The sequence below is a fragment of the Spirillospora sp. NPDC049652 genome (assembly GCF_040675125.1).
Classification (GTDB): domain Bacteria; phylum Actinomycetota; class Actinomycetes; order Streptosporangiales; family Streptosporangiaceae; genus Spirillospora.
In genome coordinates this window covers 33,334-46,627 of record NZ_JBFAOF010000002.1, presented here as the reverse complement: position 1 = coordinate 46,627, position 13,294 = coordinate 33,334, and the positions used below count along the sequence as shown (strand labels likewise).

The following is a 13,294-nucleotide window of genomic DNA, read 5'->3' as shown; positions in this document are numbered from 1 at the left end:
GCCTGGGTCGCAGGGGGTCAGCGGGCAGGCGGGGGGTGCCCCAGGCGCCGGGGCCGACGAGTTCGGCCCGCCCCGCTTCTCGCTGACCTCGGTGTACACGCCGCGCGGCCAGCGCTACCTGTCGGCGTTCCTCACCGCGGACTCGACTCCCGGCGATCCCGGTTACGGCAGGCTGCGGCTGCTGGAGATGCCGACCGCCGACCAGCCGGGCCAGCCGCGTCCGCAGGGCCCGGGCCAGGTGCAGCAGGCGTTCGAGAACGACCAGAACATCCGCAACCTGCTGTTCCCGACCCGCAACAGCGGCACCGAGACCAAGCTCGGCAACCTGCTGGCCCTGCCCTTCGCGGGCGGCCTGCTCTACGTCGAGCCGCTGTACTCGCAGACGACGCAGAGCAACCAGTCGCCGTATCCGACCCTGCTGGCCGTCCTGGTCAAGTACGGCGACCGCGTCGACTTCGCCAGCCGTTCCGAGAAGCCCCAGACGGAGACGGACCTGTTCCAGTCGGCGATGAGCAAGCTGTTCGGGCCGGGTAGCGAGCAGTCCCCCGGGCCGGAGCCGGCCCATCCCGGCACCGGCAAACTCTCACCCGAGGCGCAGAAGGCGATCAACGACCTCTCCAAGGCCATCGACGACTACAAGAGCGCCCAGTCGAGGAACGACTACGCGGGCATGGGCGACGCCTGGAACCGCATCCTCCAGGCACGCAACGCCCTGACCACCGCCACCCAGAAGCCGGCCAAGTAACCCGCGCCCGGAGCACGCCCCTCGCCGTCGCCCCCCAGCCACGCGAGTCACTCAGCGCGGCCGCCCCGGTCCGTCCAAGAGGACGTTCAGGCGGTCGCCGGCTGGGAGGCGGCGTGGCGGGGGCACTCAGCGCGGCCGCCCCGGTCCGTCCCCGAGGACGTTCAGGCGGTTGCCGGCTGGGGGGCGGCGTGGCGGGGGCGGAGGCCGACGGTGATCACAATGCCGACGGTCAGGTGCAGAAGGGCGAGGACGAGGGCGGAGGAGGCCCCGACGGCGTTGCTGAACGGCCCGGTCAGGGACGCGGCGAGCACGCCGGGCGCGACGAACGGCCAGACGCGGTGGGCGCGGGGTGTGCGGCGGCGCAGGACGGCCAGGAGTATCCAGCCGGAGAGCCCGGCGAGGACGCTCGCCACGACGATCATCAAGGGGCCGACGGTGCGGGTGGCGTCGCCCGCCCGCACCGTCAGCTCGACTCCGGCCAGGGGCACCGCCACGGCCCAGACGGCGAGGGCGGACGCCGTCGCCGTGGCGATGGTGGGGACGGGCTGCTTGAGCGAGGTGGTGTTCATGGCGGTAAACGTGGCCCGCACGCCCCCGCCCGCACATCGGGCGGCCGGTCGCGCGGCGTCCGTCCTCGGGGCGGGGTGGGTCCGACTTTGGTAGGTGTCGGCCGTTCCGTCCTGGCCGTTAGCTTGGCCCGATGATCGACTCCCCCTCCCCGCGCCCGGCTGTGGCGGCGTCCGTGATCGTCGTGGTGGGCGCCTTGACGGGTGCGTCCGTGTGGTGGGGGTCCGCCGGGGTCCCCCTGTGGCTGGACGTCGGGGCCGCGGTGCTGGGCCTCGGCGCGACGATCGCGCAGCTGTGGTGGCCGGTCTCCGGCGCGCTCGCCGCCACCGTCCTCGCGGCGGTGTCGCCGGCCGCCACCCCGGCGGCCACGACCGGCCTGCTGCTGGCCGCCCAGCGGAACCGGTTCGCCGTCGCGGCCGGGGTGGCGGCGGCGGGATTCGGGGCGCATCTCGTCCGGGGACTGTGGCGACCCACCTCCGGTATCTCCCTCGGCTGGTGGCTGCTGCTGATCTCCGCCACCTACGGCGCGCTGCTCGGCTGGGGCGCGCTGGCCCGGTCCCGGCACGCTCTGCTCCTCTCGCTGCACGACCGGGCCGTCCGGGCGGAGGCCGAGCAGGGACGGCGGGTCGCCGAGGCCCGCATGGCCGAGCGGCGCACGCTCGCCCGCGAGATGCACGACGTCCTGGCCCACCGGTTGTCGCTGGTCGCGACGCATGCGGGCGCGCTGGAGTACCGTCCGGACGCGCCCCCGGAGAAGATCGCCAAAGCCGCCGGGGTCGTCCGCGCCGGGGTGCACCAGGCGCTGGAGGAACTGCGGGACGTGATCGGCCTCCTGCGCGAGGACGACGCCGACGCCGCACCCGGCCCGCAACCCACCCTCGCCGACCTTCCCCGGCTGATCGAGGAAGCGCGGGACGCGGGACAGACCGTGGAGTTCCGCGACGAGATGAGCACGGACGCGAACACCGATGCCGCCGCCCTCTCGGACGCCGCCTTCCCCCCGACCATCGGCCGAGCCGCCTACCGTGTCGTCCAGGAGGGCCTGACGAATGCACGCAAGCACGCCCCCGGCCGACCGGTGACGGTGCTGCTGCAGGGCACTCCAGGCACACGCCTGCTCATCGACATCAGCAACCCGCTACCCGCTGAAGCCGCTCCGACCGCCGAGCCCTCACTCCTCACGAGAGCACGGGCGTCCACTTCTCCGACCGCCCCCGCGCAAATCCCCCACGCCTTGCCCCCATCAAGTACAGCGACCCCCCAAACGTCGCCCCCGTCCCCCACGCCGGACACCTCGCGCCCCTCGGGAACGTCGGCCACCTCCCGCGCTCCCGGAACATTGGCCACGTCGGCCACGTCAGCCACGTCGGGCACCTTGGACGCTTCGGCGTCGGGCGACCCGCGCTCCTCGGACGTTTCCGCCGCATCACACACGCCGCACACGTCTAGGACGTCAGGCGCGTCTACCGTGCCGGACGTCTCGCGCGCGTCGGACACCTCGCGAACGCCGGACGGGCGCACGTCGAGGGCGGGCGGAGCGGAGGGCGGAGTGCCAGGGAGTGGGGTCGGGTTGGTGGGGCTCACTGAGCGGGTGCGGCTTGCGGGTGGGCAGTTGGATCATGTGGCGGGCGAGGGGCGGTTCGTCCTGCGTGCCTGGCTACCATGGCCCGCGTGATCCGGGTGCTGCTGGTCGACGACGATCCTCTGGTGCGGGCGGGGCTGTCCATGATGCTGGACGGGGCGGCGGGCATCACCGTGGTCGGGGAGGCCGCGGACGGCGGGGAGGCCGTCGCCGCGACCGACGCGCACGCGCCGGACGTCGTGCTGATGGACCTGCGCATGCCCGGCGTGGACGGCATCACCGCGACCCGCAGGCTGCGCGCCCGGCCCGTCCCGCCGGAGGTGATCGTCCTGACGACCTTCGACGCGGACGAGGACATCCTGCGCGCGCTGCGGGCCGGGGCCGGCGGTTTCCTGCTCAAGGACACCCCGCCGCCGCAACTGGTGGAGGCGGTGACGCGGGTCGCCGCCGGGGACCCGATCCTCTCGCCGCGCGTGACCCGGCGGCTGATGGAGCGCACCGTCACGCAGACCGGCGCCTACGAGCGCGCCCGCGGGACGCTCGCCGCCCTCACCCCGCGCGAGTCCGAGGTGGCCTTGGCCGTCGGGCGAGGCCGGACGAATGCCGACATCGCCACCGAACTCGCCATGAGCGTGACCACGGTCAAGGCCCACGTGTCGAGCATCCTGACGAAGCTCGACCTGGACAACCGCACCCAGATCGCCCTCCTCGCCCACGACGCGGGCCTGGTCTGAGCCGCCCTCAGCCCGCCTTGAGAAGGTCCCGGGTGGTCTGGTCGACGCGGTGGATCCGGCCGTCCGCCGCGAGGCGGCCGAACATGTAGACCTCCGCGCGGAAATCGCCGCCCTTGGCCATCGCGACGTCCAGCGTGTAGCGGGCGGCGAAGCGGTCTCCCGACAGCACCGCGTCGTGGACGTCCACGGACCCGATGTCGGAGGGCTTGAGACGTTTCCGGAGCCCGCGGACGTGTGCGAGCATCCGCTCTCGCTCGATGACGAGCCCGTCGTTGCAGTACTCGAAGTCGGGGACGAAGTAGCGGGCGAGGATCTCGGCCGGGTCCTGGTCCGGTTCGACCATGTCGCGCGTGTAGGCGACCAGGAACTCCGAGAGGTCCTGTTCCGTGTGGATGCCCGTCTGCATGTCTCCACCCCTGTAGGTGTACGGAATACGCTTACGGCTCATCCAACGTATCCCGCCACCAACCGGTTCCCAAGACTGCCCCGCGCGCGCCCGCGGGACCTGCCCGGGGCGGCGAGGCCGTAGGCGAGCGGGACCGGGCAGTTCGCGAAGCGATGCCGCGCTCACCCAGGCCGGGTCAGGCAGCAAGCCCGGGCGAGCGCAGTGAACACCCCTTCTACTTGCAGAGGGCGGTCTCCAGGGCGGTGCGCATGTCCTTGCTCTGGGCCTTCGTGCCGCCCGGGTCGAGGTTCGCCATGACCGTCGCGCGGTTTCCGCTGGTCGTGGCTCCGCCGGTGGTCTGGTAGCCGAAGATGTCGCCGGAGTGCCCCCAGTAGATGCCGCCGCAGGGCAGCGGACGGCTTTCCAGGCCGAGGCCGTAAGCCCGTCCGTCGTCGGAGCCCGTCGAACGCGTCTTCATCATCTGCCGCAGCTGCGCCGGGGGCAGGAGCCTGCCGCGGACCAGCGCGCCCAGGAAGCGGTTGACGTCGGCGGCGCTGGAGACCATCTCACCGCTGGCGTTCGCGATCGAGGGGTTGAGCTCCGTGAGGTCGGTCAGCGGCGCGGTCGGCCCGGGACGGACGTACCCGCGCGGGTGCGATTTGGTGATCGTCGTGGCGTCCCCCGGCACGACCGTGTCCCGCAGTCCCAGCGGGACGATGACGCGGCGGCGGATCTCGTCGCCGTAGGGATGGCCGGTCACCCGCTCGATGATCATGCCCGCCAGCAGGTAGCCGGTGTTGGAGTAGCGCCAGTCCGTGCCGGGCGCGAAGGTCCGCGGGTGGTCCAGGGCGAGCTTCACCAGGTCGCGGACGTCGTGGTGGGCGCCCGGGTCCCGCAGCACCTCCCCCCGGTCGAGGAAGGAGACGTAGTCCGGCAGGCCGCTGGTGTGCTGGAGCAGCTGCCGGACGGTGATCTGCCGCCCGTCGTTGTCGCTCCCCCGCACGACGCCCGGCAGGTACCGCTCGACCGGTGCGTCAAGGGCGATCCGGTGCTCGGCGACCAACTGCAGGACGACGGTCGCCACGAACGGCTTGGTCATACTGCCGATCCGGAAACCGTCGCCCGCCCGCATGGGCGCGCCGGTCGTCACATCCGCGACACCGCTCGCGAGGGACGTCTTGCCGCGGCGGCCGGTCCGGGCCTCCAGCAGCGCCCCGGGCGCGCCGTCCTCCGTCGTCAACCGCCGCATCACCTCCTGCAGCTCCTCCGGGGACGCGACCGCCGTGCGGGTCTTGGCCGGAGCCGCGAAGGCGGGCGCCTGCGGGACGGCCACCGCGAGGCTTCCCAGGACGGCCATGGCGAGTGCGCGTTCGAACCTGATCACTTCAGCTCCCTTTGTCGAGGAGGCCAACGCTAGAAAGATCACTTCCGGACGCGCTTCACCCTCAGGAGCCAACTTGTCGATCATCCCGGCGGTGGACCCGCCGCCGGGACCGCCACCACCTCCGGCGATGCCTTCTGAGAGGAGATCTCCGCAGATGTCCCATCACTTTCCGTGACGATCAAGAAGCCCTAGGTTGACGCCCGGAACCGGATCACCGAAGGGGCGAGATGAAGCGGATCACCAGGCTGGCCTTGGGCACGTTCTCCGGAACGGCCGTCGCGCTGGCCCCTGCCGGGCCGTCTCCCGCCGCGACCGCGGACACGGCCGCGGACACCCCCGCGGACACCACGGCGGGCACGACCGTGACCTTCAAGCCGGACGGCCGCTCCGCCAAGGCGGCGGGCGAGACCATCACCTGCGTGATCACGACGAGCGCGCCGCGCGTCCCGCGCCCCGCCGAGGCCGGTGCCGGTTCCGGCAAGAGCGCCAAGGCCGCCGCCAAGGCAGGCCGCACGGTCAAGGCCGTGGGACGGGTGAAGTGCGACCACCCCGTCACCGGGATCAGCATCCGGGCCGGGCTGTACAAGGACGGCCTGCGGTACGAGCAGAGCGCGGTGAAGGTGCTCACGCACACGTCGGGCATCGTCCAGAGCGCCGCGCGCCGGTGCGCCTCGCGGGCCACCTACACGAGCGCGGTCATCTCGGAGATCAAGGCCCCTTCGGGCTACAAGCCCCGCCGCGCCAGCGGCACGGCGATCAGCGACCCCGTCCGCATCACCGCCTGCGACCACCGCACCACCTGACCCGCCCCCGGACGCCGGGACGGCTGCACGATCTGGCTCCCGGACACCCGAAAACGACCGTCCGTCGAGCAGCCGAACACTCGTGACCAGGCCGTGCGACCGGCTGGGCCGTCGGGTCTGACCGGCCTGGGCGGTCGCACGCCGGGCCGTCGGGCGCCGGTGGCCTGCGGCCCGGGCGGTCAGACGCGACGGCGGCGGCGGGCGCGGCGGATCGCGGCGGCGGCGCCGATGGCGGCGACGGTGGCTCCGGCGGCGGTGGCCATGGTGGCCTCCTTGCCGCCCACGCGGCGTCCGACGACGGCGTGGCGTCCGGCGCTCTCCTCCATCAGGACGCGCAGGGCCGTCGCGTTGTCGTAGGCGGGCTTCCATCCGGCCGCGCGCAGCCGGGCGGCGTCCACGACCCAGGGGTAGGCGACGAAGTGCAGGTCCGTCGCGGGGGCCGGGGTCATGCCCAGGCGGTGCAGGCGCTGGGCCATGCCGAACGTCACGGCGGCGGGCAGCTCGAAGCCGCGCTTGCCGGTGATCTCGGCCACCTCCTCCATGCCGAGCCAGCCGTCGCAGCCGACCGCGACCGGCCCGGCCAGGTCCTCGACGACGACCGTCTCCAGCGCGGACGCCAGGTCCTCGATGTGGCAGAACTGCCAGGCGGGCTCGCTGCCCTTGACGGTGAGCAGCCGCGGGGCCTCGAAGTGGCGGGTGACGACCGTGTCCACGCCCGGGCCGACGAGCGCGGCCGGACGGACGACCGTGACCGTCAGGCCGGGATGGGACGCGGCGGCGGACCCGGCGAGCTCCTCGATCTCCAGGTAGTCGCCCGCGATGGAGGCGTTGGCCTCGGCGAGCAGCGGCGCGTCCTCGCGCAGCGGGACCTCGTTGTCGGCGAGCGCGCCGTAGACCATCGCGCTCGTGACCAGCACCACCCGCCGCACGCGGGCCGCCGCGGCGGCCGTCACGACGGTCTGCGCGCCCCGCACGTTGTGCGTGCGGCGCTCCCTGGAGTCCAGGTCGGGCGAGCGCTCGATGTCGAGGTTGACGATCACGTCGACGTCCGAGAGCCGGTGGGACAGCAGCGGGTCGCGGATGTCCACCACCCGCCAGGTGACCCCGGGCACGTCGCCGCGGTGGCCGTCCACGGCCACGACCTTGCGGATCTCCTCGCGCTCGGCGAGCCGGGCGGCCAGCAGCCGCCCCGCCCCGGACGCCGCGCCGGTGACGGCGACGACCGGGCTCTTGCTACGCCGAGGGCGAACCTTGCCCGTTGCCACGGGGGCGCCCCCTTCTCTGTGTACGCGACCTCGCCGGGACCGGCTAACGTTGCGGATATGAGCCCATCATGCATGCCGGGGGCAAACCGATGAATGACACTCCGTTCGGCTTCAACCGTCCAGGCGACGGTGACGACGACAAGCCCCGGGACCCGTTCGGCGGTATGGGCGGCGGCATGGGCGACATGCGGCAGTTCGCCGACATGCTGCACCGCTTCGCCGACATGATCGGCACCCAGGGCGCGCCGGGCGCCGGGTCCGACGGCCCGCTGAACTGGGACCTGGCCAAGAACATCGCCCGCCACACGGTGGTCGAGAACGGCGGCGACCCGTCGGTCCTGGACGCCGAGCGCACCAAGATCGTGGAGGCGCTGCGGCTGGCCGACCTGTGGCTGGACGAGGGCACGACGCTGCCCGCCGGGATCCGCACCCCGCAGGCGTGGAGCCGGTCGGAGTGGATCGAGAGCACCCTGCCCGTCTGGGAGAAGGTCTGCGACCCGATCGCGTCCCGGATGGTCGAGTCGATGGGCGGCGCGCTCGGTGGCGGCCTCGGCGAGGACGTCCCGGCCGAGATGCAGGCGATGGCCGGTCCGCTGATCGGGATGGTCCGGCAGATGGCCGGGGCCATGGTCGGCGGCCAGACCGGGCAGGCGCTCGGCGCGCTCGCCAAGGAGGTCACCTCCTCCACCGACGTGGGCCTGCCGCTCGCGCCCGCCGGCGTCGGCGCGCTGCTGCCCGCCGGGGTCACTGCGTTCGGCGAGGGCCTGGAGGTCTCCGCGGACGAGGTCCGGCTGTACCTGGCGCTGCGCGAGGCGGCCCACCAGCGGCTGTTCGCGCACGTCCCGTGGCTGCGCGCGCACCTGCTCGGCGCCGTCGAGGACTACGCGCGCGGCATCACCGTCGACCTGTCCGGCATCGAGCAGGCCGTCTCCGGGCTGGACATGTCCAACCCCGAGGCGCTGCAGGAGGCGCTCGGCGACGGGATCTCCCTGACGCCCGCCGAGACCCCGCAGCAGAAGGCCGCGCTCGCCCGCCTGGAGACCACGCTCGCGCTGGTCGAGGGCTGGGTCGACACGGTCGTCAACCGGGTCGCCGAGGGCCGGCTGCCCGAGGCGGTCAAGCTCGCCGAGGCCGTCCGGCGGCGGCGCGCGACCGGCGGTCCCGCCGAGCGCACCTTCGCCACCCTCGTCGGCCTGGAGCTGCGGCCGCGGCGGCTGCGCGAGGCCGGGGCGCTGTGGCGGACGCTCACCGACGTGCGCGGCGCGGACGGCCGGGACGCGATCTGGGAGCACCCCGACCTGCTGCCCACCGCCGACGACCTCACCGACCCGGACTCCTACGTCCACGGCGGCGCCGAGGGCCTGTCCGACGCCGACCTGACCGCCCTCACCGAGCAGCACTCGACCGAGATCGTCAAGCCGGAGCCGGACGACACCGGCAAGCCCGCGGGCGCCGGTGAGGCGGGCAGTGCCGAGAAGCCCGACGGCGGCGGTGGCGACGAGGACAAGGGCGAAGACGAGGGCAAGGGCAAGGGCGACACGGAGCCGGGCGCATGAGCGCGGCCCGTCCCTCCTCCCACGTCCACTGCTGCTCGCTGGCCCCGTCCCGCGCGGCGGTGATCCGCCGCCGGACGTCCCGCACGGCCCTGTGCTGGCAGCGTCCGAGCGACCAGGAGCGCCGCCGCCACCAGCGCACCGACTCCCGCTACCCGCGGGTGGGGCGCGTGTGACCACTCCCCCACCCCCTCCGGGCGGGCCGTCCGCCGACGGCGCGCCCGGAGCGGCCGGGACCGCCGTCGCGGCGAACGGCGCGGGCTCGCCTTCGCGGCCCGCTCCGCTGCATGCCGACGCCGTCCGCGTCCTCACGGCGTGGACGGCTCCGGACGCCGCGCAGGCGGGCGTCCGCGACGGGTTCCTCGACCACCTGGCCGCCCACCCGGACGGCACCTGGCGCGAATGCGCGCCGGGGCACATCACGGCGAGCACGCTGGTGCTGGACGCCGAGCACTCCCGCGTGCTGCTGACCTTGCACTCGAAGGTCAAGCGGTGGCTGCAGCTCGGCGGGCACTGCGAGCCGGGCGACGCCACGCTCGCGGCGGCCGCGCTGCGCGAGGCCACCGAGGAGTCCGGGATCGCGGACCTGGTCCTGCGGCCGGAGCCGCTGCGGCTCGACCGGCACCTGGTGCGCTGCCACCCCGAGGGGTCGTGGCACCTGGACGTCCAGTACCTGGCGGTCGCGCCGTCCGGCGCGCGGGCCCGGCGCAGCGACGAGTCGGACGACCTCCGCTGGTTCCCGATGGACGACCTGCCGGAGCCGACCGACGACGCCCTGCGCCACCTGGTGGACGCGGCCCGCGCCGCGTCCGCCCCCTGACCCGCCTCCGCCTCCGCAACACCGGCCACCGGCACGTCGGCGGACGGGCACGTCAGCGGACCGGCGCGTCAGTGGACGGGGCGGCCTTCCAGGAGGGCGCGGGTCGATTCCCAGCCCTCCAGGCCCGGATCGAGGAACGCGACGTCCGCGGCGGTGCGCAGCCGGTGCCAGCTCGGGCCCTGCGGGATCTGACCGTGCCGGGGTGCTGCGGCGCGCAGCCGGGCCAGGGCGTCGGGGACGTCCAGGTCCGTGCCGGTCAGGGCGTCCGCGAGCCAGGACGGCAGGGGCAGCCGGGCCGCCAGCGCGACGAGCCCGCCGCCGGCGGACTGGCACGCGGCGGCCGGGGCCTGCCCGAGGGCGCGGAACAGCTTGCCGAGCAGCAGCGGCGGAAGATCGGGGGCGTCCGGGGCGAGCAGCGCGGCCTCGGTCGCGCCGAGCGCGTGCAGCGCGGCGAACGCGCCGGGCAGCGTGGCCTCGCGGACGATCGGTGTCCCGGGCCAGGTCAGCGCCTCGGCGTCCGGCTGGTGGGGCGGATCGAGGACGAGCGCGGCGGTCACCAGTTCCAGGCCCGCGACGACCTCGTAGGTGTCTTCGAGCAGCGCGAGCCGGTACTCGTCGGCGTCCACGCCGGGCGGCGGCTGGGCTGCTCCGCCGGACGATCGGACCGACAGGACGGCGGCGTACCGCACGGACCGCCCGGCCTGCGCGTCCGCAGCGTCCGGAGAAGACGCGGGACCCTGCTGACCAGGGACTTCAGGGGTCGTCGGGGAGTCGGGGCGCTCGTTCAACCGGCCACTCCGTGGCGGAGGTCGTCCTCGTCGGCGGCGTCCGACTCCATGGGGAGGTGCGCCGCCGCGGCGACCCCCTCCAGGTACCCGCGGGCGCGCTCGGCCTTCGGATAGTTGCCGACCAGCTCCCAGAAGTCGGCGCCGTGCCCCGGGACCAGCAGGTGGGCGAGTTCGTGGACCAGGACGTAGTCGACGACCCAGGACGGCATCCCGCGGAGCCGGGTGGAGAGCCGGATGGTGCCGTCCTCGGGGGTGCAGGAGCCCCAGCGGGTGCGCTGGTTGTCCACCCAGCGGACGCTCACGGGGACGGCCCTGCCGCCGAGGTGGCGCCGGGACAGCTCGTGGGCCCGGGCCTCCAGGTCGGCGTCGCTCGGGCGCCGGCGGCGCTCCCGGTCTGCGAGCCGCTGGAGGATGGTCGCGATCCACTGCTCCTCTTCGGCCTTGCTGAGCCGGGACGGCAGCATCACCACGACCTTGTCCCCGTCCCGATATGCGGACACCGTCCGCCGACGTCTGCTGCTCCGGCGGACCTCAACGTTTGGGGGCACGCAAGAACCGTACCCAAAACTTTGCGCCCGCCACAGGGGGGGTTGGCCGTTTTCCCAGCTCAGGACCGATGTTTTCCCCGCGTGCGGGCCGTCCGCCGTCGCCTTCGCGACACCCCGGACGACACGCCGGAAGGAGCTTTCGCTAATACGGTCCGACCGAAACGGGTACCGAGGGTGACGGAAGTTCGCACCGGAGAACGGCCGTGTGACGTTCGCCACGGTCCGTTCCGCATGGTCCGGGACACGGACGCTGTCACATCCGCGGCGGGCGGTCCGTCATCCGGATAGAGGTGGCGCAGCGCCACCGTCCCCTCGGAACGGAGTGAGTGATGACGGCACCGATTCTGGTCACTGGAGGCACCGGGACGCTGGGCTCCCTGCTGGTCCCGCTGCTGCGGGAGGCGGGGCACCCGGTCCGGGTCCTCTCCCGGCACACCCGTCCGGCCGCGGACGGCGTCGAGTTCGTGGCCTGCGACCTGCTCAAGGGCGAGGGCGTCGACGAGGCCGTCGCCGGCGCGGAGACGGTCGTCCACCTGGCGGGCGGCCCGAAGGGCGACGACGTCGCGACCCGCAACCTCGCGGACGCCGCGAAGCGCACGGGCGCGCGGCACCTGGTGTACGTCTCGGTCACCGGGGTCGACGAGGTCCCGGTGGCGTGGCTGCGCACGAAGCTCGCGTCCGAGCGGGCCGTCGCCGATTCGGGCGTGCCGTGGACGACGCTCCGTCCCGCCCAGTTCCACAAGCTGGTCCTCGGCATCGCGGAGAAGATGGCGAAGATGCCGGTCGTCCCGGCCCCGGGCGCCCTCACCTTCCAGCCCGTGGACGAGCGGGACGTCGCCGCCCGGCTGGCCGAGCTCACCCTCGGCGAGCCCGCCGGGCTCGTCCCCGACCTCGCCGGACCGGCCGACCGCCCCCTCCCCGAGCTGCTCGCCGGCTATCTCGCGGCGGCGGGCAAGCGCCGTCCGATGCTGCCCGTCCCGATGCCGGGCAAGATCGGCCGCGCCTACCGCCAGAGACTCAACCTCGCCCGCGAGGGCGCGATCCGGGGCACCCGGACCTGGGAGGACTACCTCGCCGAGCACGTCTCCGCGCGCCCCGAGACCGAGCGGGCCACCCGCTGACCACCCACCCGCCGCCCAGACGCCTGCCGACCACCCACCCGGCGACCGCCGACCCGACGACCGTCCACGCGGTGACCGCTCGCCTGCCGTACATCCGACCACTGACCGCCCGGTTGCGGACCGGCCGGACGGACGGACGTGCGGCGGGACGGCCGGGGCCGCCCGGCGGCCGGTCAGCGGCCGGTGAACTTCGGGGGGCGCTTCTCGCGCTGGGCGGTGAGGCCCTCCAGCATGTCGGCGGTGGTCATCGTGACGGGCTGGGCGAGGGCCTCCCAGCGGAGCGCGGTCGCCATGTCGGGGTGGCCGCCGTTGGCGAGGGCGGTCTTGGTGAGACGGGTGGCGACGGGGGCCTGCGCGGCGACGCGGCCGGCGGCGGCGAGCGCCTCTGCCATGACGTCCTCGCGCGGGACGGCCCGGTTGACCAGGCCGTTCGCCGCGGCCTCGGCGCCGGTGAGGACGCGTCCGGTGAGCAGCATCTCGCGGGCGAGCGGCAGGCCCGCTACCTCGGGCAGCAGCCAGGTCGCGGCCATGCCGGGGTGCAGGCCGAGGGCGGTGAAGGGGGCGAGGAGCTTGGCGTCGGCGGCGGCGTAGCGCAGGTCGCAGGCGAGCGCGAGGCAGAGCCCGGCCCCGACGGCGTGACCGTTGACGGCCGCGATCGTCGGGACCTCCAGGTCCCTGATCATCAGCCAGGTCCGGTAGTAGTCGGTCATCCGGGTGCGCAGCTCGGGCAGCTCGGCCGCGTTGGTGTCGGCCAGCCAGGACAGCACGCCGCCCGAGGTGAACGCGGTTCCCGCGCCGGTCACGACGACGCAGCGCAGGCCGGTGTCGGCGCGCAGCGCGGTGAGCGCGTCCTTCCAGGCCGCGGTCATCTCGTCCGACATCGCGTTGCGCCGGGCCGGGTCGTTCAGGGTGAGGACGGCGACGCCGTCCGGGCGGCGGTCCACCAGCAGGACGTGATCTTCAGCCATGGCCGAAACCGTACCGCCGGGGCTCCGGCGG

General features: G+C 74.1%; 15 protein-coding genes. 8 read left to right on the top strand and 7 right to left on the bottom strand.

The genetic code is table 11. The features are described from left to right. Nucleotides 1-745: UPF0182 family protein (locus AB0J52_RS00515; RefSeq protein ID WP_500179400.1), on the top strand; the 745-nt coding region annotated here is incomplete at its 5' end. Between the two features lie 161 nt (nt 746-906). On the opposite strand, the gene AB0J52_RS00510 is transcribed toward AB0J52_RS00515, so the two are convergent. Next, nucleotides 907-1,314: a DUF6069 family protein gene (locus AB0J52_RS00510; RefSeq protein ID WP_500179399.1), complete on the bottom strand. Its 408-nt coding sequence runs from the start codon at nt 1,312-1,314 to the stop codon at nt 907-909. A gap of 131 nt (nt 1,315-1,445) precedes the next feature. Between AB0J52_RS00510 and AB0J52_RS00505 the strand changes: the two genes are divergently transcribed. After that, on the top strand, nt 1,446-2,987 hold the full coding sequence (locus tag AB0J52_RS00505; protein WP_500179398.1) for a histidine kinase: 1,542 nt from the start codon (nt 1,446-1,448) through the stop codon (nt 2,985-2,987). Then, nucleotides 2,975-3,628, top strand: coding sequence for a response regulator (locus AB0J52_RS00500; protein WP_500179397.1), 654 nt, complete (start codon nt 2,975-2,977; stop codon nt 3,626-3,628). The genes AB0J52_RS00505 and AB0J52_RS00500 overlap by 13 nt, the downstream gene beginning before the upstream one ends. Before the next feature lie 7 nt (nt 3,629-3,635). On the opposite strand, the gene AB0J52_RS00495 is transcribed toward AB0J52_RS00500, so the two are convergent. Continuing rightward, nucleotides 3,636-4,034 (bottom strand): nuclear transport factor 2 family protein, encoded by a 399-nt coding sequence (locus tag AB0J52_RS00495; RefSeq protein ID WP_500179396.1) that lies wholly within the window; start codon nt 4,032-4,034, stop codon nt 3,636-3,638. Between the two features lie 214 nt (nt 4,035-4,248). Next, a complete protein-coding gene (locus AB0J52_RS00490) occupies nt 4,249-5,397 on the bottom strand; it encodes a serine hydrolase domain-containing protein (RefSeq protein WP_500179395.1) in 1,149 nt (382 codons plus the stop codon). A 227-nt stretch (nt 5,398-5,624) separates the two neighbouring features. On the opposite strand from AB0J52_RS00490, the gene AB0J52_RS00485 reads away from it, so the two are divergent. Continuing rightward, complete coding sequence (locus AB0J52_RS00485; RefSeq protein ID WP_500179394.1) at nt 5,625-6,200, top strand: hypothetical protein; 576 nt, start codon at nt 5,625-5,627, stop codon at nt 6,198-6,200. A 179-nt stretch (nt 6,201-6,379) separates the two neighbouring features. Here the strand turns inward: AB0J52_RS00485 and AB0J52_RS00480 are convergent, their stop codons facing one another. After that, a complete protein-coding gene (locus AB0J52_RS00480; RefSeq protein WP_500179393.1) occupies nt 6,380-7,465 on the bottom strand; it encodes an NAD-dependent epimerase/dehydratase family protein in 1,086 nt (361 codons plus the stop codon). 89 nt (nt 7,466-7,554) lie between these two features. Here AB0J52_RS00480 and AB0J52_RS00475 point away from each other — a divergent pair, with 89 nt between their 5' ends. The 3 genes from AB0J52_RS00475 to AB0J52_RS00465 all read left to right on the top strand — a co-directional run bounded on the left by AB0J52_RS00475 (nt 7,555) and on the right by AB0J52_RS00465 (nt 9,838). After that, nucleotides 7,555-9,021 carry a zinc-dependent metalloprotease gene (locus AB0J52_RS00475; protein WP_500179392.1) on the top strand — a complete coding sequence of 489 codons (1,467 nt, stop codon included), beginning with the start codon at nt 7,555-7,557 and terminating at the stop codon, nt 9,019-9,021. Then, nucleotides 9,018-9,194 (top strand): hypothetical protein, encoded by a 177-nt coding sequence (locus tag AB0J52_RS00470; RefSeq protein WP_500179391.1) that lies wholly within the window; start codon nt 9,018-9,020, stop codon nt 9,192-9,194. The genes AB0J52_RS00475 and AB0J52_RS00470 overlap by 4 nt, the downstream gene beginning before the upstream one ends. 107 nt (nt 9,195-9,301) lie before the next feature. Further along, nucleotides 9,302-9,838 carry an NUDIX hydrolase gene (locus tag AB0J52_RS00465; protein WP_500179401.1) on the top strand — a complete coding sequence of 179 codons (537 nt, stop codon included), beginning with the start codon at nt 9,302-9,304 and terminating at the stop codon, nt 9,836-9,838. A 68-nt stretch (nt 9,839-9,906) separates the two neighbouring features. On the opposite strand, the gene AB0J52_RS00460 is transcribed toward AB0J52_RS00465, so the two are convergent. Further along, the gene (locus AB0J52_RS00460) at nt 9,907-10,626 is read right to left on the bottom strand and encodes a DUF2064 domain-containing protein (protein WP_500179390.1); all 720 of its coding nucleotides are present in this window, start codon (nt 10,624-10,626) and stop codon (nt 9,907-9,909) included. Next, entirely contained in the window at nt 10,623-11,126 is a 504-nt protein-coding gene (locus AB0J52_RS00455; RefSeq protein WP_500179389.1) for a M48 metallopeptidase family protein, read from the bottom strand. The genes AB0J52_RS00460 and AB0J52_RS00455 overlap by 4 nt, the downstream gene beginning before the upstream one ends. Before the next feature lie 377 nt (nt 11,127-11,503). On the opposite strand from AB0J52_RS00455, the gene AB0J52_RS00450 reads away from it, so the two are divergent. Beyond that, nucleotides 11,504-12,295: an SDR family oxidoreductase gene (locus tag AB0J52_RS00450; RefSeq protein ID WP_500179388.1), complete on the top strand. Its 792-nt coding sequence runs from the start codon at nt 11,504-11,506 to the stop codon at nt 12,293-12,295. Between the two features lie 173 nt (nt 12,296-12,468). Here AB0J52_RS00450 and AB0J52_RS00445 read toward each other — a convergent pair whose 3' ends face one another. Then, nucleotides 12,469-13,263, bottom strand: a complete 795-nt coding sequence (locus AB0J52_RS00445; RefSeq protein ID WP_500179387.1) for an enoyl-CoA hydratase/isomerase family protein — start codon at nt 13,261-13,263, stop codon at nt 12,469-12,471. Nucleotides 13,264-13,294: the final 31 nt, after the last annotated feature.

Bases quoted from the DNA above. Each gene is read 5' to 3' on its own strand.
- AB0J52_RS00510 (WP_500179399.1), bottom strand. From the start codon at position 1,314: ATGAACACCACCTCGCTCAAGCAGCCCGTCCCCACCATCGCCACGGCG.
- AB0J52_RS00505 (WP_500179398.1), top strand. From the start codon at position 1,446: ATGATCGACTCCCCCTCCCCGCGCCCGGCTGTGGCGGCGTCCGTGATC.
- AB0J52_RS00500 (WP_500179397.1), top strand. From the start codon at position 2,975: ATGGCCCGCGTGATCCGGGTGCTGCTGGTCGACGACGATCCTCTGGTG.
- AB0J52_RS00495 (WP_500179396.1), bottom strand. From the start codon at position 4,034: ATGCAGACGGGCATCCACACGGAACAGGACCTCTCGGAGTTCCTGGTC.
- AB0J52_RS00485 (WP_500179394.1), top strand. From the start codon at position 5,625: ATGAAGCGGATCACCAGGCTGGCCTTGGGCACGTTCTCCGGAACGGCC.
- AB0J52_RS00475 (WP_500179392.1), top strand. From the start codon at position 7,555: ATGAATGACACTCCGTTCGGCTTCAACCGTCCAGGCGACGGTGACGAC.
- AB0J52_RS00470 (WP_500179391.1), top strand. From the start codon at position 9,018: ATGAGCGCGGCCCGTCCCTCCTCCCACGTCCACTGCTGCTCGCTGGCC.
- AB0J52_RS00450 (WP_500179388.1), top strand. From the start codon at position 11,504: ATGACGGCACCGATTCTGGTCACTGGAGGCACCGGGACGCTGGGCTCC.
- AB0J52_RS00445 (WP_500179387.1), bottom strand. From the start codon at position 13,263: ATGGCTGAAGATCACGTCCTGCTGGTGGACCGCCGCCCGGACGGCGTC.